The following is a 24678-nucleotide window of genomic DNA, read 5'->3' as shown; positions in this document are numbered from 1 at the left end:
AAATAAGAGTGAGATTGCAGCGCTTAAAATATCACACTCGTAATCAGGCCGCTCGAAGAATAGACCTTAGTTACCTGCAACAAGTAGCGAGTCGCCTCTAATTCTTATTGGCGAGATCATGTAAGCGGCCGAGTAATATAAACTCGACCGCTGACTTAGATTTCTAGGGTGCAACCTCTATTTGTGATTCTTCAAAAATGTCAACAATTGGCGACGGGGTAATCGCTCTGATCTTATCGGATTTCACAAAAAAATAATTGCACAAGTAAACGATATTATCTGGCGTAATCGGGATTGATATTTTTTTGTTCGATAATTTTTCCATAAGTTTTTTACGATCCACTCGATAAATGAGTTTCCCAATCGCTGCATCAGCGTCCAAAATAAATTTAATTTCAGGACTGACAAATCCATTCGACCTTAAACGGAACTTGGCTCTTAGCATTTGCGTCCATTCAGATTGTTTATAATGCCGATAAGCTAAATCTTCTAAAACTTTTAACATGCTCCAGTCAGACGTCTCCAAACTCGCATAAATACCGTTCAGCGCACGATCTAAATCAGAATGCTCCACCCAATCCTCTTTGCACTTATATCGAAGATCATGCTCAACTTCGTGCCAGCCCTCGGAAAGAATAGTCCTGATTTGAACTTCAAAAGTCTCATCGATACAGTCAAACCTTCCAAAGATGTTGCTAGCTTCTACGAGAGATCCTGGCAGCTTAAATATCAGATTACATCTAGTTGCTGAGAAACTGCTCCCATCAGGCGAATCTATTGTCGAAGACTCATCATCATAAGCAAATATATTTTTTATAGTATCTATAGCAATTTTTTGATCATCTAAGAAATATAGCGCAACCCGAATCCCGAATACATCCTGAATCTTCTTGCCACTACTGCTGTACTTTCCTGGATCACGGTCTATTTTAATTCTAATTGATTGTTCTGATTTCGACCTAGAAAAAACGCGACAAAGCAAGCCGAGCTTTGCAAGCTCAGACTCGATTGTATCCTGTAAATGTTTTGCAATACGAAGTTCAGAGGAGTTGTACATTCAGGACTTCCCCAGAAGTTCTTTTATCTCAGGAATATAAGTGATATTTAGCTCCAAGAAGCTAATTTTATCACCCTCGTGTAGGTACTGTTTATTTCTTAACTCTGAAATGGCTGCCAGTATCTTCTCTTGTGAAAATAAGCTGTTATACGCACAAATAACGCGAATAGGCCTATGTTTCGTGAATGTAGGGCGCCCCCTTGGCCAAAATTTCTCAAGGACATATATTTGAGCTTTGACCGACTCATGTAGATCAGGCAACAGCTCGGCGACTTCATTGGCTCGAGATAACCGACCTAAGAACCCCTCAGTATCGCTATGGCAGCCTGGAACGAAAATATCACCACATACACCTTCATTTTTTACGAAGCATCCATAGAACTTACAATTTACAAATGTTACATTTTGTAGATTAGACGCATTGAACGCAACATTAGTAAAAGCACAGCCAATAAAAAGATAATTTTTAATTAACCGCACCTTGCCGAGTTCGACATTGCTAATTTCGAGACTTTCTACAGCACTATCGAAAAGCTCTATATCAGCGCTTCCAGTCAAGCTAATTGTGAACGAAAGTTTTTCATTTGCAGGCAAGAATTCCAGAAAAAATTTCACAGCTTGCCAGAAGGTTTCACGTCGAATTTGAGATCGAGGCAAAGTAGCTACTACTGAGGGCTCGACGAATCTAGCATTCCCAACCCACTCTCCGGTAACATCATCCGTAATTAGCTCCGAGCAAAAATTACCTAACACGAACTCATTTACGAAACCGATACCCTGGCCATCTTCTGAGCTCCTATCCAGCAGCGCATGCCCTGCTAGCTTTGTTACTAGCTCATCTAGCGTTGGTCTCTCATCCGCAGGATATTGTTTACGCGTGCTATCAAGCAACTCGCCAAATTCGTCAGAAATAATTTCTGAAATATATTCCCTCGATTCCGAGGTATAATCTAAGGCCATCATATCCTTAGCAATATGTTTCAGAATCTTGTATTGATCGCTAGGTAACACCCTCAGATCTTGGCGTTTGCGCTCACGTTCCAACATAGAATTAAAATATTTATCTACAATTAAGTCTGGAGATTCAACCGCCTCTAAAAACTGCTGATCAGTAATACATCTTATATATGAAAGCAATACTGGATTATTGAGGCGCTCAATAGGGAAATTCAAAGCCCTAAGATCCTCAAGCCGATTAGCTGGAATCCATTCGTTTATTGTTGGCTCACTGATCCTAATTCTATAGATCTCGAAATCCTCATTATGCTTCTCCACCCAACTGTGGAACTCATCGCCATCAAAAATAGCGGTTCGGCGCGTGGTAAGCACAACTTTCGCAAACTTTTTTAATAATTCACCTATAGTCTCGAGCATTGGTTCAGTATTGTCATATCCGTCACCCTCTTTGTTTTTACTTTGATGAAGTAACTCATCAAACCCATCAAGGATCACGGGGACATTCCCATTTTGAATTTCAGATCTTACGAGTGCAGAACTAAGGAGTGGAAAGCTACGATCAATTTCATCAAGTAGAACATAGCGGAAAATTTTTGCTTGCCGATTTCGAGATAGTTCACTAAAAAGTGGGACTTTATCAGTGGAGCATGACGTAATTTTTTTAAGAAGTTCGAATGCAGTACAAGTCTTTCCAAATCCGGCAGCTGCCTCAACTAAAAAAAGCACCGGTTTCTTAATCGAAAGACGGGAATAAATCTCTAGCACCACATCACTTTCGCCGGGCTTCTCATTAATCGTGTAATCTGAATTTATGTAGGAATAAGTTCCCTCATCAGAATGAATTTTTGTAATCGCATCCGCATGCTTCTCATACTCCTTATCAAGTCTTGATTTGGTCGACTCAACGGAAAAAAAACCTTTAAATAGCTCGTGCTCTACAGACTCCGTATCTTTATAGCGTCGTATTTTGCAAGCATAACCAGACTTTTTAAACTCATCAAATACCTTCTCTTCATCTCCATTGCCGCCTATATTTACAATATCGGCATTATGAAAGTGGCCCGACCTGATGGTGAAAACATATACACCATCTTCTCTACATTTGGCCGATTCAAAGCCATACTGTTTGTATATCCTGCTAAGGGAACTCGGGTCTATCATGCTCACTCCATGAAGCATATTTCGATTATCGGCATCACTCAGATAGCACAAGGCTATCATATTTCAGAAGTAAAGTAGACCATATGTCTGACGTCGACTCTCTGAAAAAATCATTGTGAATTTCTTTTCTGGCTATCTAAATTTTTCTTGGATGGTGGGGTTTTGTCGACTGGAGGGAGCGCGGAGCAATCTAAAATACCACTGACACTAAGATTGCCAGCCATTCCAATGGCAAAATCTAAAGATTTCAATATAATCAATAATGTACTGAAAGTACGATCACGCTTAAGCGCAGAATTAACTATTCTGTCATTTGCAATATACCGTCCAAAGCTGATCAACCCGCGTAGTGAAACTCTGACTCATCATCTCCCGCCGCATACCCCAGTCCGGATCCACAGGCACGCTCGCCAAGCGCATCGTCCCCCTACCCCACCTGCCATTTATAGCGTCCAACACGCCCATCACTTTCTCAGTCGCTGAGGGCTGAGAGATCGAAAAAAGGTCATCCGTGTATTCGCCTTTTTGGCAAAGGTTGAGCAAAAGCACCTCGGCCTTGCTGTATTTGAAACCGGGCCTGAAAACTCGGTCTACCGCTTCCACCGCTGCCTTTGTCATCAAACGAACGTCATCAGTTGGGTACGGCAACTCCACCAGCACACCATTGGCGTATTTCGCTTCATCGGGATTAAACATCCCGGTACGGATGCTCACCCGGATTTTCTTGCACAGCGATTGCTGCGCGCGGAGTTTTTCCGTGGCCCGCATCATGTAGGTGGCGACAGCTTCCTTGATCGGTGCGATCTCGGTCAAACGCTTGCCGAACATCCGGCTGCAGCAAATTTCTTGCTTGGGTGGGTCAGGCTCATCGAGTTCCAAGCATGGCGTACCGGCTAGCTCGCGCGCTGTCTTCTCGATCACCACGCTGAATTTCTTGCGCAGCATCCACGGATCAGTTTTGGATAGATCCCAGGCTGTCTTGATCCCCATACCTTCCAAGTGAAGAGTCATCTTGCGTCCGACACCCCACACATCTGAGACCGAGCATTTCTTGAGTACCCAATCCCGCTTGGTTTGATCGCGAAGATCGACGACACCACCGCTCTGCACCTGCCATTTTTTGGCTGCATGATTAGCCAGTTTGCTAAGCGTCTTCGTGCGGGCGATACCAACGCCAACGGGGATGCCGGTGCTTCGATAAACCTGAGCGCGTATGCGGCGTCCGAGCGTCTCAAGATCACCTGGGACACCTGCTAGGTCTGCAAAAGCTTCATCAATGCTGTAGACCTCAACAGCAGGCACTAGCGATTCGATCACGCTCATCACACGCTGGCTCATATCGCCATACAGCGCATAGTTCGAGGAGAACGCCGCGATGCCATGCTGCTTGAGGGTGTGCTTAATCTGGAAGTACGGAGCTCCCATTTTGACGTGCTGTTTCGCGTCGTAGCTGCGAGCGATCACGCAGCCGTCGTTGTTGCTCAATACGACGATGGGGGTCTTCGCCAGGTCAGGCCGAAATACTCGCTCACAGCTAGCATAGAAACTGTTGCAATCGATCAGCGCGAAGGCAGGTTCAGCCTTTAGGGTCATGAGCGCGCACACTGAATGTCACTACACCCCAAATGACCAGTTCATCGCCTTCAAGGATGTAGCGCGGCGGATAGCCCGTATTTTCGGACATCAAGATGATGTTGGGCCCACGCTTGCTAAGACGCTTGCATACTGGTTCGCAGTTTACGGCGGCAATCACGATGTGTCCGTGCTCGGCGGTGATGGATCGATCAACCACAACCATGTCACCGTCGAAGATTCCAGCGCCCTCCATGCTGCTACCCTCAATACGCACCAGATAAATATGCGGCGCCCGGATATCCAAAAGTTCGTCGAGGGAGATGTGCTGCTCAATGTGATCGGCAGCAGGCGACGGGAAACCCGCAGGGACTTTGAAAGAGTAAAGGGGAAGTCGGGCTCCCCCCTCTGCCAGGGGGCCGAGGATGGTGACGCTCATGGTGCATGCCTTGCGCTGATTGTGCTGTACGGATATACAGTTAACGCCGAAGGCAGCTTGCGGTCAATCTCGGTACTGAAAATTCGACAGGAGGGATCGAGGATGTGCGGACGATTTTGCCGCTGTATCGCCAGGAGAAAATCTTTGCCCGCACCGGCTTGACAATCGCCCGCTCGACACTGGCGCAGTGGGTCGGCCAAACCGGCGTGCAACTCCAACCCTTGGTCGACGCGCTACGCGAGATCGTACTTGCTCAAGGCGTGATCCACGCTGACGAAACGCCGGTGCAGATGCTCGCGCCGGGCCAGAAGAAAACCCACCGCGCTTACGTCTGGGCCTATTGCACCACGCCATATTCAGCGATCAAGGCAGTCGTTTACGACTTCAGTCCTAGCCGCGCGGGCGAGTATGCCCGCAACTTCCTTGGTCAGTGGAACGGCAAGCTGGTGTGCGATGATTTTGCCGGTTACAAAGCAAGCTTCCAGCAAGGAATCACCAAAATCAGCTGCATGGCCCACGCCCGCCGCAAGTTCTTCGATCTGCACGCGACGAACAAAAGCCAATTGGCCGAACAAGCACTGCACTCCATTGGCGGGCTGTACGAAATAGAGCGGCAAGCACGGGAAATGACCGACGAAGATCGCTGGCGAATACGGCAGGAAAAAGCGGCGCCCATCCTCAACACATTGCACGCCTGGATGCTAGCTCAGCGCGATCTTGTGTCCGAAGGATCTGCTTCACTAAAGCTCTGGATTACAGCCTCAAGCGCTGGATGGCACTGACTCGGTATCTCGAGGACGGTGCTGTACCCATAGACAACAACGCCTGTGAAAACCAGATCAGGCCGTGGGCTTTGGGGCGATCAAACTGGCTGTTTGCAGGCTCGTTACGCAGCAGCAAACGTGCAGCGGCGATCATGAGTTTGATTCAGTCGGCGCGGCTCAACGGCCATGATCCATATGCCTATTTGAAGGACATCCTTACGCGCCTGCCGACGCAGCGGGCGAGTGAAATTACCGAGCTGCTGCCGCATAAATGGGCGTCCGTTTAACCACGCGGGTGCAGGGGGCGCTTAGCTAGCGTAGCGAACTTCCTGATTGGCCAAATCCTACGATTTACTGCTGCGTTGGCATGCTGCGGTCTGTGTCGTAACGGCCATGATTTAGGTCGTATTTGGATGCACCTCAATCTTACCGGTCAGTATAGTAAAGTCCGTCACGATGCCGGAGTGCCTTAAATTGGACAATACCCGTGAGCGCTTGATTGACTCAGCGCTGAAGCTGTTTCTGTCACAAGGTATATACATTACTGGTGTGATGGCCATCGCCGCGATGGCGGGTGTTACCAAGATGACGCTCTACAGCCATTTCCCCTCCAAGGATGCGCTGATAGTCGCTTGCCTTGAGGAGCGTGACCGACGCTGGCGTGAAGAGGTAGCGCGCACCTTGGCAGGGCATCCTGACCCGGTCAGTGGCATGCTCGCGTTTTTCGATTTGTATCAACGCTTTCTTTTGCAAGATAGCGGGCGCGGGTGCCTGTTCGTCAACAGCGCGGCTGAATTTCCCCAGTTTAGCCACCCTGTGCATTTGGCAGTGAGCAGGCATAAGCAAGGGATACGCGAAAATCTTACTGCATTGGCCATGAGCGCCGGTATAAGCGACCCTGACGTAGTTGCTGAGGGGCTGTTTATCTTGCTGGAGGGCAGTTTTGTCAGCGGCGCCATGGGCCAGGACGTGCGGGTATTCGACACTGCCCGGCACGTAGCTCATTGCTGGATCCGGAAGCAGGGCCAGCAGGAGCAGAGCGTATGACCCTAGGCTTATTAGCGGCCATTGCCGCCACTTTTTCCTGGTCGCTGCTCTACATATTTCCGGGGCTGGTCGGCGATTACAGCCTTTTTGATCTGGCTGTGGTGAGCTATGCCTTTGCCGGTTTAGGTAGCCTGCTAGTGCTGTTTGTTTACCGTAGCGAAGTGCGGCAATTGCGACTGAGCGACTGGGCCTGCGCCGCACTGCTGGGCTTCTTGGGATACATCGGTTACTTCTTTCTGATTACCACTGCGGTCTTGGCAGCTGGGCCGGTGATCCCTCCGGTGATGATGGGGTCAGTACCGATCGTGCTCGCGATTGCCGGCAACATGCGAAGCTCCAGCGTGCCCTGGCGCGCCATTGCCGGGCCACTGTTGGTGGCGGCATTGGGCATAAGTTTGGTCAACCTGAGCGTGTTTGATTTTAGCAGCGCAACGGTGGTGCTCCCGACCGGTTCGATACTGCTTGGGCTGCTCGCATCGTTAATGGCAATTGGATTTTGGACTGGTTTTGGATTGTTAAATGAAAGTGCTTTGGCTCAACGCCCAAGCATATCTCCCATGTTGTGGTCAGCCATGCTGATATTCATGTGCAGCGTCGAAATGCTGGCCTTCATCCCAGTTGGGCTGTACTTGAAACTGTCCCACTTCGCTAGCCATCCGAGCGGGTTAGCAGGTACTCAGGCGCTAATAGTCTGTGGGTTAATTCAGGGGTTAGGGGCCACCCTTGCAGGTGCCTGGGCATGGTCAATCGCAACTCGGCGTCTACCTCTGGCTCTAAGCGGGCAATTGATCGCCAGCGAAACCATTTATGCAACTACGATGGGCCTGCTCATCAACCAACGCTGGCCCTCTCCTATGGAAGCGCTTGGGACAGGGTTGCTATTCGTAGGGGTGGTGTGGGCTATTCACGCTTTTTATCGCAGGCAAACACGCTTAGAGACGCATGGTGGGATAACTGACCTTAGCCAAAACTAATGCGACTGTGCCAGCATGGGCATTTCAGGTGTCCGCTTTGGATTGATTTGGCATCATTGCCCTAAGTGTTGAGGTCGGGAAGGTGTGTTGGGCGGACGGTTACGCAGGAAAAGGCCATTTATGCGATAAGGGCGCCGTATCCCCCTATTTCAGAATGCGCAAACTGCCTAACGGCCTCTTGACAAAATCAACCAAATGCCTCTGCTGGGTATTTACTCGATAGCACCAATGGAGACCAACTCGAAAAATCTATACTTCTCTTTGGTCGCTGCTTTTCGGGCTAGCTGCTCGGCGTCGAAACGACTCAATGTATTTGCATCGTGAACGAAGAGACTCTCTTCGCCTTCAAACTCACGTGTCACCCTAAGGGTAACGCGAAGCCCAGTGGAAGCTCGTTTTTTAGGTCTCTGTGGTGCCACAGGCGGCAAGACCGGAGTTTGCTCTGGCTCCTCTGGCGCAGCCTCGACTTTGATCTCAAGCCCCAAAGCGTTTCGCATTTCTTGCTCAGTCAGTCCTGTACTCATTACGACGCCTTTTTTGAGCGGAATTAAGTGCAGCTTTATAGACACGAGCGGAGATTGACGCAATGCCCTTTGGTGGCAATCGTTGCGATCAGTCTGGGGTCGTGGCACGCTTCGAGGCCCCGCCTGCTCGTAGTGTTCGCAGAAAACCAGCTAGGCTGCACGGAGTGTTGACGCCATTGCGTAGAGACCTTGTGAGCACTAGCTCGCGTCCAGGGATGGAAATCAGCTCCACAACAATGAGATGACATATGTTTTCTTACACATGGTCTAAAACAGCGTTTGTTGCGGGTGATCGTCTTCTCGATTTTCTCAATACCGTGGATTTTTGCGGAAGAACGGGGAATCACAATCGCCTGACAAGCTACGCCTCAGTAGTGGAGTGGAGTCTAGCAGCAGCGATAATTGACTCGGCCGAGGCTCAAGCGATCTCTTTAATTGCCGCGAACGCACCGTTCCAAGCGAAGCAAGCCTTGATCGATCTAGTGCAATGGCGGGAGACCGTTTACCAAGTTTTTTCAGCAGTCTCGCAAAGACATGAACCATCGCTCGAAGACTGGAGAATTGTTGAGGTATCGATTCAGGATGCCATCTCCAGCGCCTCGCTAAAACGGAACGACATCGGCATTGCCCACTGGGTAGCCGTTTCAAACGGCTTAAAGACCATCCCACAGCGGCTAGCGTTAAGCCTGAACGAGCTGCTGAGCAGAAATTTGGTTGTGAAACTCAAAAAGTGTGAGGGGTGTACCTGGCTTTTCATCGATACATCGAAAAGTCATCGGCGGCGTTGGTGCGCAATGGCTACGTGCGGTAGTCGTGCAAAGGCGCAACGATATAGCCAGATGGCCGCATGGGATGGCGGCCGAGCTGCGGAGACTCACGTTCACAACGTTATCCTTTAATCGATCCCTGCCTGAGTGTGATACTACTTGGGGTCGAAATATGAGGTCTTGCTGGCTTCCAGGCCTGACCACAGTTCGTCGATGCCTTTGAAACCCCAATCTTCAACTTTCTCGCGACTGATAATTCTGTCCTCCCCTACCCGCTTCGCCAGATCCACTATGGTTTGCTCAATTGGCATTCCGGATTGAGCCGAAAAAAACACCTTCACTTTCGGGGTCAGCAGCGACTTGTCATGCTGCTCAATGACTACACCAATGCGTCCGCTTTTCACCCTAGCCAACATGCCGCGCACTGAACCTGTACGACGTTTCGCTGGATAGCGCTTCCTCAGGGTTTATTTTAACCAAGGCCGCTCTAGCCCTCAGACTCGGCCTCACGAGGAGATTTAGCGTCGACCTCCAGACGATACCCTGCGCTTGGCACGGTCTGTATCAACGAACCGGAAAAACCTTCGTCGAGTTTGCGGCGCAAGCGATAAATATGCTTATCGATCACATTGTCGTTAGGGTCAAACTCGTAATCCCAGGCGCTCTCCAGGAGCATGCTGCGGGTCACGATCTCACCGCTGTGGCGCATCAGCTTTTCCAATATCAAGGTTTCCCGATAGGCTAGTGCGATGGTACGCCCCTGGCGAGTTGCCTGACGTGTAGCACAATCGAGATGAAGCTCCCCGGCACGGAGTGTTCGTGAAGGGTCAGGAACTTGATCCCGTGTCCGCAGCAAGGCGTCCAGTCGAGCCAGCACTTCAATAAAGGCATAGGGTTTGGCAAGATAGTCATCGCATCCGGCCTGCAGACCTTCGACCCGTTGAGAGGTCGAGGCCAGCGCGCTTAGCATCAGTATCGGGGTGTGCAACTGCCGGCGGCGTAATTCACGCACAAGCGCCAGGCCATCCATTCCCGGCAACTTGCGATCGACGACAAGCACGTCATACAAATCCTCGAGCGCCATCGCCAAGCCTTGTCGGCCTTCTTCGGCGACATCGACGATATGACCGCTTTCACTCAAACCGCGTAACAGATAAGCCGACGCGCGAGCATCGTCTTCAATTACCAGGATGCGCACACGCAGCCCTCCGATAGCGAACCTAAACTTTCTTTCATGTTCACGCGACCTGTGCGTTTACTTCGGTTTGGCACACTATGATGCCACTGAAAGGGTCGAGGGCCAGCTCCACGCCCCATCTGTTCGCCCAACCGAGGCCTTTGCAACGCTCATGACCCATGTTCTAGTCGTCGAGGATGACCCCACCACTGCCCGCGAGATCGAAGCCGCCTTGCAGGATCATGGCTTTGACGTGACCTGCTCCAACAACGGTCGCGACGGCCTGTTAAAAGCCATTGGCGACACGTTCGACATTATCGTCCTGGATCGTATGCTTCCCGGCGCCCTCGATGGACTAGGCATGCTCACCGCCTTGCGCGCATCAGGTATCGCAACGCCGGTGCTGATTCTCAGTGCGCTGAGCGCACTCGACGAGCGGGTTCGCGGCTTACGTGCTGGCGGTGATGATTACCTGACCAAGCCATTCGAGTTCATCGAGTTGACCGCGCGTCTGGATGCCCTGAGCCGACGGCGAATCGCGCAACCGGGCCAAGAGCGGGAAAGTCGTCTACGGGTCGCCAATCTTGATCTTGACCTATTACGTCGCACCGTGCGCCGAGGTGATAGGCAGATCGACCTGCTTCCCCGGGAGTACGCCCTGCTTGAATACCTGGTTCAGCATGCAGGCCAAGTGGTGACTCGCACGATGATGTTCGAAGCGGTCTGGAATTACAGCTACGACGAACGCACCAACGTGATTGAGGTACATATAGGGCGCTTGCGCCGCAAGATCGATGCCGAAGGCGAAGAACAGATGATCCATACCATTCGCGGAGCCGGCTATGTTCTCCGTTCACCTGCGTGAAATACCGCGCACCATCAGCTTTCGTACCGCGCTCATGTTTCTGGCGCTGTTCGGCTGTTCGTTCCTTGCCCTGTTTGGCTACATATATTGGCAGACTACCGGTTATTTGAAGTCAGAAGTCGACGCATCGCTGTACCACCAGATCGACATCCGCAGCCGACAAGCGCCTGCATTGCGACAACAGGAAATCCGTCAGCATACCGAACAGGACATAGAGAGTCGTACTCCACACGCCTTATTTAGCGCCGATGACCAGCTGATAGCGGGTGCGATCCAGGCGTTGCCCGATTTCAACCGTTACGACAGAGCCTATCAGTTCGTATGGCATAAGCAGAACGAACACAGTCGTCCCATTCGTTTCATGGTTCACCCATTGGAAAACGGGCAAAAACTGCTGGTGGCTCAAGACATCTACGATATTCATGAATTCGATGAGCTGTTGATTAATGCGTTGATCTCTGGGGGCGCGCTGCTGGTGGTGGTCGGCCTGCTAGGAGCGATCGCCCTTGGCTATTCCGCCAGACGCCGGCTGGACGCCCTTAGTCGTTCGATAGAACGGATCATAGAGGGCGATCTCAGCAAGCGTTTGCCGACTCGCGGTAACCGAGATGACATTGACCGTATCGCTAGCGTCGTCAACGGCATGCTCGATGAACTCGAACGGCTGATGAGTGAAGTCAAGGGTGTCTGTGACGACATCGCCCACGATCTGCGTACCCCCCTTACCCGCCTGATCGCCGGACTTGAACGCGCCCAGCGACGCAGCCTGAGCAAGGACGAATATGCGGCGGCCATCGACTCAGCCATTGAAGAGGCCATGGGGCTTTTGCAGACATTTCGAGCGCTGCTGCGCATCTCCGAAATCGAAAGCAGCGCCCGACGCAGCAACTTCGCTATGGTCGACCTGAACCGGATCGCGGCAGATGCCACGGAGTTGTTCGAGCCGCTAGCCGAAGAGCGCGGCATGACGTTGGAACTGGTTCCCAGCAAAAAACCGGCGAACCTGTCAGGGGATCCACAGTTGCTGTTCGATGCCGCCTGTAACCTGCTCGACAACGCCATCAAGTTCTCACCCTATGGAGGCCGCGTTCAGGTCACCGTGGTTGCTGACGCAACCCATAGCGGGATCCGAGTCAAAGACAATGGGCCTGGCATTCCTCAGGCTGAACGCGAAGCCGTGTTCCGCCGACTGTACCGCTCAGAGTCCAGCCGCCACATGGCGGGCAACGGACTAGGCTTAAGCATGGTATCTGCGGTTGCCCGCCTGCATGACATGACGTTACAGGTGCAGGACGCGCAACCAGGGTGCCAGATCGACCTGGTGGGTAAAGCGCTGTCAGTTTGAGCGCGCGGCGTTGCCTGCGGCGGTTTTCTGGCTGCTGACCACGGCATGGGCATACTCGGACTGAGTATTGATCGCGCCGCGTCCATGCGGGCCATTACCTAGTCACCACCGCCTTCAGCCATGCTGCTGACGGAAACACCCAACAACTCGATCAGCTCACTCGAGAGCTGGGAATTTTTTGTTCTCGTGGGAAATATCCCAATAACCCTTTCGATTTCTTACCGGTAAGCCAGTTTCAGGCAACCCTGAACTTGATGCTCATGGCAAGCCCATATCCGCATGGATATCGGTCATATATCGCCATAGGGGATGCGGTACCTGTTCGTTTGCAGGAATGCGGGAGATGTTGACTATCAACGTAGTCCGGAGCATTTCCAGCTTATTAAAATCGAAAAAAATCCTGTCAAAAAATTTATGAACAGGGGAACAGCCTGTAAGGGTGTCGGCTCTAGGATGAGCACAAGCCTGAAGCTTATGCCAGCCACCTTCGAGCTGGCATTACCTGAACAGTGGAGATTTCCTAATGAAAACCCTTAAAGCTCTTTTGATCGTTAGCCTGATGAGTGCCTCTGTAGCTGCGTTGGCTTAAGGTGGTGGAGACCGGGTCGTGGCACGGATGGATGCCGCACGCGAGGTCTCGATGAAGCACTACCAGCAAGCCGAACATAAAGAGGCCGTAGTGATTGTACAGAAAGCGGTTAGCCACGATGTTGAGCGCTTGAACTGACAATGAGCCGCCCATTTATTCAACTGGGTCGCCATGTGCTTGAAGCGTCATGGGATGCAGTGGGGCAACGTCTGGAACCAGAGGTGAGTTGAGGGTTTGCTTGCCATGTGACGGCAGAACTCGACGTGGTGACGACGATAGATGCATTGGGCCGAGGAGTATTCCATCCGGCCCGGGCTATCGACATTGAAATACCATTTTTCGGCCACAAAAGCAGTAAGTAATCGAGGTCAAAGTACTTATGACATGCTCACTTCCGACTAAAGCAAACTACAGTATTGTGCTGGTTAATTATAAATCACTTGAACTCACCAAGGCTTGTCTGGAGCTGCTGCGCGATGGATTGCAGGAGACAGGCGTTCCTATTTTTGTGGTAGATAACAATTCGGGTGATGCGAGCAGCGAATACCTGCGCACACTGAATTGGATCAACCTGATTGAACGTAAAATAGACACCCCTGAAGCAGGAAACGTAGCTCATGGCCGAGCGTTGGATCTTGCTTTGGATCACGTTAAAACCGAGTATTTGTTTCTGTTGCACACCGATACTTTTATTTACGATCCAACTATTTTCACCGTAATGCTCGACCAGTGCGCTGACCCATACAAAATAGCAGCTGTAGGATGTCTGGAGCAGTTGAATCGAGGTATTACGCGATCGGCCTGGCGTCTGTTTTCACGGTTTTTCAAGCACTACACCCGGCGGAGCTTTTTAGCCATGGGCTTCAAAGCAAGGGCGCCGAAACCGTTCAGAGAAACTCACTTGAAAAGCTTCTGCACCCTGTGGAATGTGCGTCTGATTAAACAGCACGGATTGCACTTTCAAATGGACGAGCGTAATCCCGGTTATGAGTTACAAGACAGAATGGTAGCGCTGAACTATAAGATCAGCTTCATTCCACCACGAAAATTATTCCGTTACCTGGATCATATTCAAAGCGGGACAGTTTCAGCGATGGGTGGTTACGCGAACGATCATCGAAGAGTCAAAATCTACAATCAATTTACCCATAAAAGTCCATTAACACCCCACTCACCCGGCCTAAATATTCGCTGGGGATCTCTTCAGCAAAAATAGACACTCAGGCCTGCCTCTTACGTCAGGGGCGAGTCACTTAATGAATTTAATTCTGATTTGGCTTTGACGGAATTTTTACCTTTTACAGCGTAAGGTGTGCCCGCCTATACATCGCGCTATAGCTTGATCGTTGCCCTCATAACATAGACCTGTTGTCCACAGTGGATGCATGTGAATCCAGGACGAACGGCGAGTTTTTAAGACGTTGTACTTCATAGTTCTAATCCGATTTCAGGAGCCCCCCCCTATGAGCACCCCTATCAGTCTGAACAAGCTGCCGGAAATAACCCTGGCGTTCTGGGTGATGAAAATCTGCGCCACCACCCTCGGCGAGACCGCCGGCGATTTACTGTCGATGACTCTGAATGTGGGGTATGCGATCAGCTCACTGATCCTAATAAGCGCCTTCCTGATTACACTTGGCTTGCAGCTGTTTTCGAAAGTTTATAATCCTGTGTTGTACTGGATCGTTATTCTCTCCACCAGTACCGCAGGCACCACCATGTCAGACTTTATGGATCGCACCCTGGGCCTGGGCTATGCGTCCGGTTCGCTGATTCTGATCAGCCTGTTAATCGCGATTTTTGCCGTCTGGCGCTTGAGCGAAAAAACCCTGTCGGTGAACAACATCCACACCACTAAGGGCGAGCTGTTCTATTGGGCAGCCATTCTGATTTCCAACACGGTGGGCACAGCGTTAGGCGATTACCTGGCGGATGACTCCGGCCTGGGCTTTGCTGGCGGCGCACTGCTGATCGGGTCGGCGATTGCCGCAGTGGTGCTGGCCAAGTTCTACACGCGGATTTCCACCGTGCTGCTCTTCTGGTTGGCCTTTGTTCTGACCCGACCATTCGGCGCGACACTCGGCGACTTCCTGACCAAGTCTCACGAAAAAGGCGGTCTGGATTTTGGCACCGTTGGTTCATCGTTAGTACTGGCCGGTGTATTGGTAGTGCTGGTGTCCTTCGCCGCCAAGGCCCGCAACGCTGAAGAAATGTACGGCTAAACGGCTTGTGGAGCAGTGCGATACCGTCGAGTTGGCGTTTGGCAGCGTTTTGTGTGAGCCCGACATCCTATCTCGCATGTACATTTTCCGCGTACGGCGCTCATCGTCACTGATGACGACGTTGTATGGTCGTCCTCCCCTTGAGATGGGCTTGGTCTAAAATGAAAAATGCTCGACACGACACTTGCTCTCTGAAGCCAATTGGGCGCTTTAAAAAACTCACCGAGGATTTTCCCGCTGCCGTTGTACCGGCTTCATAATGGTTCTGCGACCTATCGGGAAGGTACGCACCATGATTGCTTCATCACCGGTACTCTATAGGCAGCCCACGAATGATGACGTCCCTGGTCTCATCGATCATCGAGTTCCTCACGGTGAATCCGCATGTTGCCTATCTGGCGGTGTTTCTTCTGGCACTTTCCGAGTCAATCCCGATTATCGGCGCTGTCGTTCCCGGCACTGCCGTGATCCTCGCGCTCAGCGCCTTGGTGCCGAGTGGCGTGTTATTGCTCTGGCCGTTGCTGGTCGCCGCCACTTTAGGTGCCGTCGCTGGTGATGGTCTTTCGTTCTGGCTCGGGCATCGATACCACCGCGAGATTCTTGGTTTCTGGCCATTTAACCGCCACCCTGAACTGATTCAGCGCAGCGAGGACTTCTTCAAGCGTCACGGCGCCAAAAGTGTGTTTCTCGCGCGCTTCATACCGGGCGTCCGCGCCTTTATTCCGCTCTTCGCAGGCATTCTGGGAATGGCGGTCAGTCGGTTCTATGCCGTCAATGTTGTCTCGGCGCTCGCGTGGGCACCCTCGCATATCTTGTCCGGTGTACTCTTAGGTGCGGCGTTCAGCATACTCGGCACAACCGCAAAGCCGCTCGCGATCCTGCTGGTCGTTCTACTCGCAACGGGCTGGGCGCTCCTGCATATCGTGCGTTTGACGTTGCGTCGCGGCGTGCCTTACTTCATCGACGCACTAGGGCAGCTGCAGCGCTGGGCTGGTACCCACGACACCCGGCTGAGCCGCAGCCTCAACCATTTACTTGATCCTTCGCGGCCCGAAGCACGTACTCTCGCATTGTCGGCTGTACTTCTCGTCGGTGCAGCTTGGCTCTTCCTTGGCATCCTTGAAGATGTCATCACCGGTGACCCCTTGCTGCTCGCAGACAGCGCGATATACCGCGCGCTTCAGGATCTTCGTACAGCGCCAGGCGATGCGGTGATGATCGCTATTACAGAGCTCGGCGACACCAAGGTCGTGATGGCGGTCACGATTGTTGTCTTGCTGTGGCTAATGTGGAAACGTGCTTGGCGTACAGCTGCCTATTGGCTGGTTGCGATTACCGGTGCTTCGGTTCTTAACACTGTCATAAAAGTTGCGCTGCATCGAACTCGACCCGGTGAGCTTCTCTACCCAGGGTGGAGCGCGTTTTCCTTCCCCAGCGGCCATAGCACGGTCAATGTCGTGCTCTACGGTTTCCTCGCATTTCTCATCGCGCGTGAGATCCGCCCGGCATGGCGCCTCGTGGTCGCTCTCGGCGCGGCAACCCTGATATTTCTGATTGCATTCTCGCGCCTCTACCTTGGTGCACATTGGCTTTCCGACGTGCTCGGGGGGCTGGCATTTGGATCCGCGTGGCTGGCGCTGCTCGGTCTGTCCTACCTGGGGCGCCAAGCCGGACGCATTGAGCCAAAGGGCCTACTCGCCGCCGGATGTTCAGCACTGATTCTCGCCGGAGGACTCAATATTTATCGCAGCCATGCGACCGACAGCGACCGATATGCTGTCAAGGTAAGAACTCCGTCCATGACCGCCAGCGATTGGTGGGCGTCAGATTGGCAGCAACTGCCGGTGCGGCGTATTGATCTCACTGGCGAGACAAATGAGCCCCTGACGTTCCAGTGGGCCGGTGATCTGAAGGACTTGCAAGATGTCCTGCAGCGCACCGGGTGGCGCAACTCGGCGGACTGGACACCGCTGAATGCCCTGAATTGGCTTTCCGTCCAGACCGACTCGGCAGTTCTTCCGGTAATCCCACTTTTCGCCAGTGGTCGCCTCCCCAGTCTGACGCTCGTTCGACCGTATAGTGGTGGTGCACTTACCAGCTCACGCCTCGTACTTCGAGTGTGGGTCGTCGATTTCGAGCTCACGAATGGACGTACTTCACCGCTCTGGATGGGTTCAGTTGTGGAGGAGCGCTTCTATCATCCCCTATCCCTCGTCACGTTGACGTCGACACAGCCCGATGTGAATGCACCACGCAGCACACTAGCTACCGCTTTTGACGATGCGCGGCAGCTATCTCGAAGCGAAGGTACGGCAGATATGGATTGGGATGGCCAAGTCCTGTTAGCTCGTCACGGTAAGACACAGAAATCGATGTCCGATTGATCGCGACGAACTATTAATTGTCTGGATAACGTCACTGTGACCACTTTGCACTCAATGCCCCCTTAATACACATGGACGATGAAAGAGTTGCGCCCAAAAAACTGATAGCAAGGAACGGTAAAGAGGGGTAAAAATTCGAAAGGTCGACGTTGACCTTACGATTTGGCCACAGCACAAGAACCGACATCCGGTTGCATACGTTGATGTGGATCAATCGCGGCGCCTTGAGGTGCTGATATTTTTAAAAGATCAACACCCGTCAATCAGTGCTGGAGACGCTGTATGTTCTGGTTTCGCCACCACCAACCAGCGTTCATACGCCTCGCCATCGTGCTGTGGGTGTTAGCGTTTGGTATGGCCGCGACACAGGGATGCCTGACACAGCCGAGCCACACTCCCGCGACAACCCATGCCTCGCTCAACACCGCGCAAGATGACGATAGCCACGACGCCCACACCCTTGGCTGTATCCAACACTGCGCCGATGCGGCGATTGCCGTGAGTCCCTCATCGCCTCTTCAACTGTCTGACCTGTCCATTTGGACGTTCCTGTTACTGATCCCTGCGTTGCTGATTTTTTACCCCGCCACCCCCTCTGCTTTTGCCTTTCTTGCATTGCGGCACCCTGCGCCCGCCAGACCGCCCGCTCGCCTGATTTTCGTCCGCTTCAACATTTAGACCGACCTTCTGCGCGCCGAATTCCGGCCGCACTTCTTGGCTGCGCCACTCTGGCGCGGCTTTGTATTACCTGTGTTGCCCTCACCCTTTGGAGATTGTCATGCATATGTCATTGAAATTGATCCTCGCTGCCCTGCTCGTCAGCAGCCCACTCATGGCCTCGGCCGCCGATGAACCACAGCCAGAGCCGTTGTCGACCACGCCAGCTCAATCAAGTGAAATGCCCATGCAGAACAAAGCCATGACCGAGCAAATGCACAAAATGCAGGCGGCACACGACAAAGCAGCGGCCGCCAAAACCCCTGCCGAGCGACAGGCCGCCATGCAGGAGAACATGAAGACGATGAAAGACAGCATGGGCATGATGCAGAAAAACTGTAATGGCATGGGCATGTCCGGCAACAAAGACGGCATGGGCATGATGAACATGATGATGAAAATGATGGATCAGCAGTCGAGCATGATGGCGATGCCCATGAACAAGTGATCCCGAGGTAGCGTTGTAAATGCAACGGCGGTTTCACCCTGGCCAACGTGGCAAGGATGAAACCGTCGTGCATCGAACCTGTAAGACAAGACGTCCCAAGGAATACCACTCCCTCAGGAGTTCAAGACCATGATGAGTTCACCGCGCTCAGCTAATACTCCTCCAACATTTTGGAGGAGCAAAACCGGCGTAGCGTTGGGCATGCTGCTGGTGATCGCCCTGTTCTATCTGGCCAGAGAACACTACGGTCATATGTTGGGCCTGCTGCCTTACATGATTTTGCTGTTGTGCCCACTGATGCATGTGTTCGGGCACCATCACGGTGGTCACAGCCATCACGGAGAAACTGCAGACTCAACCAAGGACACGAACAGGAATTAGGTCATGCGCAACCCTGAGCTTCGCCAAGAGAACAACCCAATACAGCAGTCCGAGCCCTCCCCCGTCGACTCGCATGACCCTGTATGTGGCATGGCCGTCAGTAACGACAGCCCGTTCAGTACGCAATATGAAGGGCAAACCTACCGGTTCTGCAGCCAGAAATGCCAAGCAACTTTCAAGGCCGAGCCCGGGCGCTATCAAGCATCTGCACCTGAAATCGAACAGGCGTCAACAGCACCGCTAGCAGCGACCACTGAATACACGTGTCCCATGCATCCGGAGATCCGCCAGATCGGCCCCGGCACCTGCCCCAAGTGCGGCATGACCCTGGAGCCGGTGATTCCCGAACTCGAGGAAGAAGAGAACCCCGAACTCAAGAACTTCACCCGGCGCTTCTGGTGGACATTGCCACTGACAGTGATCGTCACCGTGCTGGCCATGGGCGGCCATGCCTTGGTGCTGTTCCACGGCCCCACACAAAACTGGCTTGAGCTGGGACTGGCCACACCCGTCGTGCTGTGGGCTGGCTGGCCGTTTTATGTGCGCGGCGTGCGTTCGGTGGTTCAGCGCAGTCCGAATATGTGGACACTGATTGGCCTCGGCACGGCGGCGGCCTTCCTTTACAGCCTCGTCGCCACTCTGGCCCCCGGCGCATTCCCCAGCACCTTCATGATGGATGGCCGCATCGGCGTGTACTTCGAGGCGGCGGCGGTGATCATCTCACTGACCCTGCTCGGCCAGATGCTCGAGCTCAAGGCTCGCTCGCAAACCTCGGCCGCCATCAAGTCGCTGCTCGGACTGGCACCCAAAACGGCCCGACGGATCAATGCCGATGGCACGGAAGAAGACATCCCGCTGACACACGTACACAGCGGTGACACATTACGTGTGCGTCCGGGCGAAAAAGTGCCTGTCGACGGCCAGGTACTGCAAGGCGAAAGCGCTGTGGACGAGTCAATGCTCACCGGTGAGCCAATACCGATAATGAAGAGGCCTGGCGACGCGTTGATCGGCGCGACCCTCAACACCCACGGCAGCCTGGTGATGCAGGCACAGAAAATTGGGTCGGCCACCCTGCTCGCACAGATCGTGCAGATGGTTGTGCAGGCACAACGCTCAAAAGCACCGATGCAACGTCTGGCAGACGTGATTGCCGGCTACTTCGTGATCGTGGTGATTAGCATTGCCGCGCTGACTCTACTCGGCTGGGGGCTATGGGGGCCCGAGCCAAGCTGGGTGTTCGGCCTGATCAACGCTGTAGCGGTAATGATCATCGCCTGCCCCTGTGCCCTGGGCCTGGCGACGCCGATGTCGGTCATGGTTGCCACCGGCAAGGCCGCTGGCAGCGGCGTCTTGTTTCGCGATGCCGCCGCCATCGAGAACCTGCGCAAGATCGACACCTTGATTGTCGACAAGACGGGCACTCTCACTGAGGGGCGGCCAGCGTTCCATAGCGTCGAGGCTGTACCTGGATTTACTCAGAATGAAGTGCTGCGCCTGGCCGCGAGCCTCGATCAGGGCAGCGAGCATCCGTTGGCCCACGCTATCGTCGAACAGGCACGCGCTGCAGGCCTGACCCTGAGCCCGCCTGAAACCTTTGAGTCAGCCTCCGGCATTGGTGTCAGCGGTCAGGTCGAGGGTCGCCGCCTGACATTGGGCAATACCGCACTGATGCAGGAGGCCGGCGTCTCCACCGAGAGTTTGCAGGCACAGGCCGAGACGCTGCGCGGCGACGGCGCGAGCATCATGTACCTGGCAGTCAATGGCGCCCTGGCGGGTTTACTGGCCGTTGCCGACCCCATCAAACCCACCACGAAGCTGGCAGTCGAGCGTCTGCAGGCGGACGGCGTCAAGGTCATCATGGCCACTGGAGACGGCCTTACCACTGCGCGTTCGGTAGCTCGCCAGCTAGGTATCGAGGAGGTGCATGGAGAGGTCAAACCGCAAGACAAAGAACGCCTGGTCGCGGCTCTGCAACACGCAGGACACCGCGTGGCGATGGCCGGCGACGGCATTAACGATGCCCCCGCACTGGCTCGCGCCGACGTCGGTATCGCGATGGGCACTGGCACTGACGTCGCGATGAACAGCGCGCAGGTCACCCTGGTCAAGGGTGATCTGCTCGGCATCCTGCGTGCTCGTAGCCTGTCAGTAGCAACGGTGAGAAACATGCACCAGAACCTGACCTTCGCCTTCCTTTACAACGCTATGGGCATCCCGCTGGCCGCCGGTTTGTTCTACCCGCTTACCGGTCACCTTCTGTCGCCACTGATAGCGGCACTGGCCATGAGCGTGAGCTCGGCGTCGGTGGTATTCAACGCTTTGCGCCTGCGCCAGGTGTCGATTGATTGAGTGACAAGGGCCGCTTGACCTTGCCATAGCAGTAAGGTTGAGGATAAGCCAAGGCCACAGAAAAGCCTCATGCATCAGTCTTTCCATAATCAATTCTGTTGTGAGGAGTCACCAATGAAAACCGTTGAACTGCAAGTCCAGGGCATGAGCTGTGGTTCATGCGTCAAACATGTCACCGAAGCGCTGCGCCCACTTGAAGGCGTCAGTGACGTGGCAGTGGATCTACAATCCGGACGGGTGAAGGTCAGCGGCGATTCGGACAGCCATGCGCTGCTCGCAGCCCTGCAGGACGCTGGCTATCCGGCACAACTGGCGACAGCCGAAAGCGTAGCCAGTAAAAAAACCTCAGGTTGTGGCGGGAACGGCGGTGGTTGCTGCTGCCGGTAATCGCTCTTTTTTGAACAGGAGAATGCCTATGAATACCAGACTGCGCATCGCTGCGCTCGCGACCCTACTCATGACCGGAGCAGCACAAGCTGCTGACGTCATCGACGTCTACCGCGACCCTAACTGTGGCTGCTGCGAGGAGTGGATCAAGTACCTTGAAGCCAATGGCTTTAGCGTGCACGACCATGTCGAACCCAACATGAGTGAAGTCAAACAGCGCCTCGGCGTGGCTCCGCGCCTGGCCTCGTGTCATACCGCGATGATTGGCGGAAAGTTCGTCGAAGGGCATGTGCCAGTGGCACAGATCCTCGATCTGAAGAATCAGCCCGACCTCGTTGGGGTCGCGGTGCCCGGTATGGTATCGGGTTCGCCCGGCATGGAGTATGACTCGACCAGACAGCCGTATCAGGTGATAGGTCTGACTGACAGCGGCACTGATCGGGTGATCGCGGATTACCCCGGCAATTGACGATACCCCTTGGGGCGGAACACATGGCGCCCGTCGGAGCTGCCAAATAACAAACGCTGTTCAATCGCCGCGCAAGCTAGGTTGCCTTTTTGCCAACCTGACGGAAATGTAATCACTCGCAACGCTGGCCTATGGCATCTTGCTCAGCAATTGGCGGTTGGCAACGTACTCTTGAGGCACGTCCAAGCCGCCCTATGGCAGCGCATTCACCTGCCCGGATTCTGACAGTTGGATACCTTCGATGCATTCCAGAACATCAAGACGCACGTTCGTGAAAGCCTTGGCGGCAGGTGGAATTCTCGCCGGCTTCGGGCTGTGGCGCAGCCCAGTGTGGGCGATTACGAGTCCCGGACAGCCCAATGTTCTTGCTGGCACCGATTTCGACCTATCCATCGGTGAGATGGGGGTGAACTTCACGGGGACGCCCAACACCGCCATGACCATTAACGGCAGCCTCCCCGGCCCGCTATTGCGCTGGCGCGAAGGTGATACGGTGACGTTGCGGGTCAGGAACCGGCTGAAAGAAAACACCTCGATCCATTGGCACGGCATCATTCTGCCGGTGAATATGGACGGTGTGCCGGGCCTGAGCTTTCACGGCATCGAACCCGGCGGCTTGTACGTTTACTCGTTCAAGGTCAAACAGAACGGCACGTACTGGTATCACAGTCACTCCGGTTTTCAGGAGCAGGTCGGTGTATACGGGCCGATTGTCATTGATGCCAAAGACCCCGACCCCTTCAGCTACGACCGCGACTATGTGGTGATGCTGTCCGACTGGACTGATGAAGACCCCGAGCGGGTCATGAAAAAACTCAAGAAGCAATCCAGTTACTACAACCTGCACAAACGCACCGTCGGCGACTTCATTGATGATGTCAGTAAGAACGGTTGGCCTGCCACCGTCGCGGATCGGAAAATGTGGGCTGAAATGAAGATGAACCCCACGGATCTTGCCGACGTTAGCGGCGCCACCTATACCTACTTGCTCAACGGGCAGGCTCCCGACAGCAACTGGACGGGCATTTTCCGGCCTGGCGAACGGCTGCGCCTGAGGTTCATCAATGGCTCGGCGATGAGCTACTTTGACGTGCGCATTCCAGGCCTGAAGATGACTGTCGTCGCAGCAGACGGGCAGTACGTGAAACCGGTCAGCGTTGATGAGTTCCGCATCGCCGTGGCTGAAACCTTTGATGTGATCGTCGAACCTACCGAAAACGCGTACACCTTGTTCGCCCAGTCGATAGATCGCACAGGTTTCGCGAGAGGAACATTGGCCGTACATGAAGGGCTTTCAGCCCCTATACCGCCCCTGGATCCACGTCCGTTGATCACGATGAGCGACATGGGCATGGGTGATATGGCCGGCATGGATCACGGCGATATGAATGGCATGACCCAGAATTCGATGCAAGGCATGGAGGGCATGGATCACAGCCAGATATCAGATACCGCAGACATGTCTGGCCACTCGATGCAGGGCATGAGCGGCATGGGAGCCATGGAGCCTCACCCGACCTCCGAAACCAATAATCCACTGGTTGATATGCAAACGATGAGCCCCACGCCGAAACTTAACGATCCCGGCATGGGCCTGAGAAACAATGGTCGCAGGGTACTGACCTACTCAGACCTGAAGAGCACCTTTCAGGATCCCGATGGCCGAGAACCGAGCCGCACCATCACTCTGCATCTAACCGGACACATGGAAAAGTTCTCGTGGTCTTTTGACGGCGTCAAGTTCGCGGATGCCGAGCCGCTTCACCTCAAGTATGGAGAGCGTATTCGAGTGGTTCTAGTGAACGACACCATGATGATGCACCCCATTCACCTGCATGGCATGTGGAGTGATCTGGAGGACGAAAACGGTGATTTCATGGTGCGTAAACACACTATCGACATGCCGCCAGGAACCAAACGCAGTTACCGCGTGACCGCCGATGCCTTGGGGCGATGGGCTTACCACTGCCATTTGATGTACCACATGGAAATGGGCATGTTCCGCGAAGTCCGTGTGCAAGAGTAGGAGCCAGACATGAACTTCGAACAATCCGCTAAACCGGTACTCGCGGGCTTGGCC

Annotated in this window: 23 protein-coding genes and 1 pseudogene; 17 read left to right on the top strand and 7 right to left on the bottom strand. The window is 53.5% G+C overall.

The window, feature by feature from the left end:
* Positions 1-163: 163 nt before the first annotated feature.
* The 4 genes from AC1MEA_RS20985 to AC1MEA_RS20970 all read right to left on the bottom strand — a co-directional run bounded on the left by AC1MEA_RS20985 (position 164) and on the right by AC1MEA_RS20970 (position 5186).
* The gene (locus AC1MEA_RS20985) at positions 164-1057 is read right to left on the bottom strand and encodes a hypothetical protein (RefSeq protein ID WP_480417259.1); all 894 of its coding nucleotides are present in this window, start codon (positions 1055-1057) and stop codon (positions 164-166) included.
* A complete protein-coding gene (locus tag AC1MEA_RS20980; protein ID WP_480417258.1) occupies positions 1058-3175 on the bottom strand; it encodes an NACHT domain-containing protein in 2118 nt (705 codons plus the stop codon). It abuts the gene before it with no gap.
* A gap of 309 nt (positions 3176-3484) precedes the next feature.
* Positions 3485-4768 (bottom strand): translesion error-prone DNA polymerase V subunit UmuC, encoded by a 1284-nt coding sequence (gene umuC / locus AC1MEA_RS20975; RefSeq protein WP_480417257.1) that lies wholly within the window; start codon positions 4766-4768, stop codon positions 3485-3487.
* The gene (locus AC1MEA_RS20970) at positions 4752-5186 is read right to left on the bottom strand and encodes a LexA family protein (RefSeq protein ID WP_480417256.1); all 435 of its coding nucleotides are present in this window, start codon (positions 5184-5186) and stop codon (positions 4752-4754) included. The genes umuC and AC1MEA_RS20970 overlap by 17 nt, the downstream gene beginning before the upstream one ends.
* A 116-nt stretch (positions 5187-5302) precedes the next feature.
* Between AC1MEA_RS20970 and tnpC the strand changes: the two are divergent.
* From tnpC to AC1MEA_RS20955, 3 genes and pseudogenes are all read left to right on the top strand, one after another.
* Positions 5303-6237: pseudogene (gene tnpC / locus AC1MEA_RS20965) on the top strand (IS66 family transposase); the annotation flags it as partial.
* A 187-nt stretch (positions 6238-6424) separates the two neighbouring features.
* Positions 6425-6997, top strand: coding sequence for a TetR/AcrR family transcriptional regulator (locus tag AC1MEA_RS20960; protein WP_322178512.1), 573 nt, complete (start codon positions 6425-6427; stop codon positions 6995-6997).
* Complete coding sequence (locus AC1MEA_RS20955) at positions 6994-7971, top strand: DMT family transporter (protein ID WP_480417255.1); 978 nt, start codon at positions 6994-6996, stop codon at positions 7969-7971. The genes AC1MEA_RS20960 and AC1MEA_RS20955 overlap by 4 nt, the downstream gene beginning before the upstream one ends.
* A gap of 212 nt (positions 7972-8183) precedes the next feature.
* Here the strand turns inward: AC1MEA_RS20955 and AC1MEA_RS20950 are convergent, their stop codons facing one another.
* Positions 8184-8495 (bottom strand): hypothetical protein, encoded by a 312-nt coding sequence (locus tag AC1MEA_RS20950; RefSeq protein ID WP_480417254.1) that lies wholly within the window; start codon positions 8493-8495, stop codon positions 8184-8186.
* 248 nt (positions 8496-8743) lie between these two features.
* Here AC1MEA_RS20950 and AC1MEA_RS20945 point away from each other — a divergent pair, with 248 nt between their 5' ends.
* On the top strand, positions 8744-9394 hold the full coding sequence (locus AC1MEA_RS20945) for a CGNR zinc finger domain-containing protein (RefSeq protein WP_480417253.1): 651 nt from the start codon (positions 8744-8746) through the stop codon (positions 9392-9394).
* Between the two features lie 23 nt (positions 9395-9417).
* Here AC1MEA_RS20945 and AC1MEA_RS20940 read toward each other — a convergent pair whose 3' ends face one another.
* Together AC1MEA_RS20940 and AC1MEA_RS20935 are read right to left on the bottom strand one after the other, a co-directional pair.
* Complete coding sequence (locus tag AC1MEA_RS20940; RefSeq protein ID WP_480417252.1) at positions 9418-9666, bottom strand: hypothetical protein; 249 nt, start codon at positions 9664-9666, stop codon at positions 9418-9420.
* Positions 9667-9749: 83 nt separating this feature from the next.
* Positions 9750-10460 carry a response regulator transcription factor gene (locus AC1MEA_RS20935; protein ID WP_480417251.1) on the bottom strand — a complete coding sequence of 237 codons (711 nt, stop codon included), beginning with the start codon at positions 10458-10460 and terminating at the stop codon, positions 9750-9752.
* 151 nt (positions 10461-10611) lie between these two features.
* Here AC1MEA_RS20935 and AC1MEA_RS20930 point away from each other — a divergent pair, with 151 nt between their 5' ends.
* The 13 genes from AC1MEA_RS20930 (at position 10612) to AC1MEA_RS20870 (ending at position 24624) form a co-directional block, all read left to right on the top strand.
* Entirely contained in the window at positions 10612-11304 is a 693-nt protein-coding gene (locus AC1MEA_RS20930; protein ID WP_480417250.1) for a winged helix-turn-helix domain-containing protein, read from the top strand.
* Positions 11282-12649, top strand: coding sequence for a sensor histidine kinase (locus AC1MEA_RS20925; protein WP_480417249.1), 1368 nt, complete (start codon positions 11282-11284; stop codon positions 12647-12649). Before AC1MEA_RS20930 ends, AC1MEA_RS20925 begins: the two co-directional genes overlap by 23 nt.
* Positions 12650-13265: 616 nt before the next feature.
* The gene (locus AC1MEA_RS20920) at positions 13266-13376 is read left to right on the top strand and encodes a hypothetical protein (RefSeq protein WP_480918186.1); all 111 of its coding nucleotides are present in this window, start codon (positions 13266-13268) and stop codon (positions 13374-13376) included.
* Between the two features lie 241 nt (positions 13377-13617).
* The gene (locus AC1MEA_RS20915) at positions 13618-14454 is read left to right on the top strand and encodes a glycosyltransferase family 2 protein (protein WP_480417248.1); all 837 of its coding nucleotides are present in this window, start codon (positions 13618-13620) and stop codon (positions 14452-14454) included.
* A 265-nt stretch (positions 14455-14719) separates the two neighbouring features.
* Positions 14720-15460 carry a COG4705 family protein gene (locus AC1MEA_RS20910; RefSeq protein WP_480918185.1) on the top strand — a complete coding sequence of 247 codons (741 nt, stop codon included), beginning with the start codon at positions 14720-14722 and terminating at the stop codon, positions 15458-15460.
* A gap of 332 nt (positions 15461-15792) precedes the next feature.
* Entirely contained in the window at positions 15793-17844 is a 2052-nt protein-coding gene (locus tag AC1MEA_RS20905) for a bifunctional DedA family/phosphatase PAP2 family protein (protein WP_480417247.1), read from the top strand.
* Positions 17845-18126: 282 nt separating this feature from the next.
* On the top strand, positions 18127-18522 hold the full coding sequence (locus AC1MEA_RS20900) for a hypothetical protein (protein ID WP_322216318.1): 396 nt from the start codon (positions 18127-18129) through the stop codon (positions 18520-18522).
* A 100-nt stretch (positions 18523-18622) separates the two neighbouring features.
* Positions 18623-19009, top strand: a complete 387-nt coding sequence (locus tag AC1MEA_RS20895) for a hypothetical protein (RefSeq protein WP_480417246.1) — start codon at positions 18623-18625, stop codon at positions 19007-19009.
* Positions 19010-19138: 129 nt separating this feature from the next.
* The gene (locus AC1MEA_RS20890) at positions 19139-19390 is read left to right on the top strand and encodes a DUF2933 domain-containing protein (RefSeq protein WP_480417245.1); all 252 of its coding nucleotides are present in this window, start codon (positions 19139-19141) and stop codon (positions 19388-19390) included.
* 90 nt (positions 19391-19480) lie between these two features.
* Complete coding sequence (locus tag AC1MEA_RS20885; RefSeq protein WP_480918184.1) at positions 19481-21742, top strand: heavy metal translocating P-type ATPase; 2262 nt, start codon at positions 19481-19483, stop codon at positions 21740-21742.
* A gap of 114 nt (positions 21743-21856) precedes the next feature.
* On the top strand, positions 21857-22129 hold the full coding sequence (locus tag AC1MEA_RS20880; protein WP_322216306.1) for a heavy-metal-associated domain-containing protein: 273 nt from the start codon (positions 21857-21859) through the stop codon (positions 22127-22129).
* Positions 22130-22157: 28 nt separating this feature from the next.
* Positions 22158-22598: a DUF411 domain-containing protein gene (locus AC1MEA_RS20875; protein ID WP_322216304.1), complete on the top strand. Its 441-nt coding sequence runs from the start codon at positions 22158-22160 to the stop codon at positions 22596-22598.
* Positions 22599-22839: 241 nt separating this feature from the next.
* Positions 22840-24624, top strand: a complete 1785-nt coding sequence (locus AC1MEA_RS20870) for a copper resistance system multicopper oxidase (RefSeq protein WP_480417244.1) — start codon at positions 22840-22842, stop codon at positions 24622-24624.
* The last annotated feature ends 54 nt before the right edge of the window (positions 24625-24678 follow it).

The sequence above is a fragment of the Pseudomonas sp. ASL8 genome, assembly GCF_056680355.1.
The sequence above is the reverse complement of the archived record's forward strand: the minus strand, read 5'-3'. Positions and strand labels throughout refer to the sequence as shown.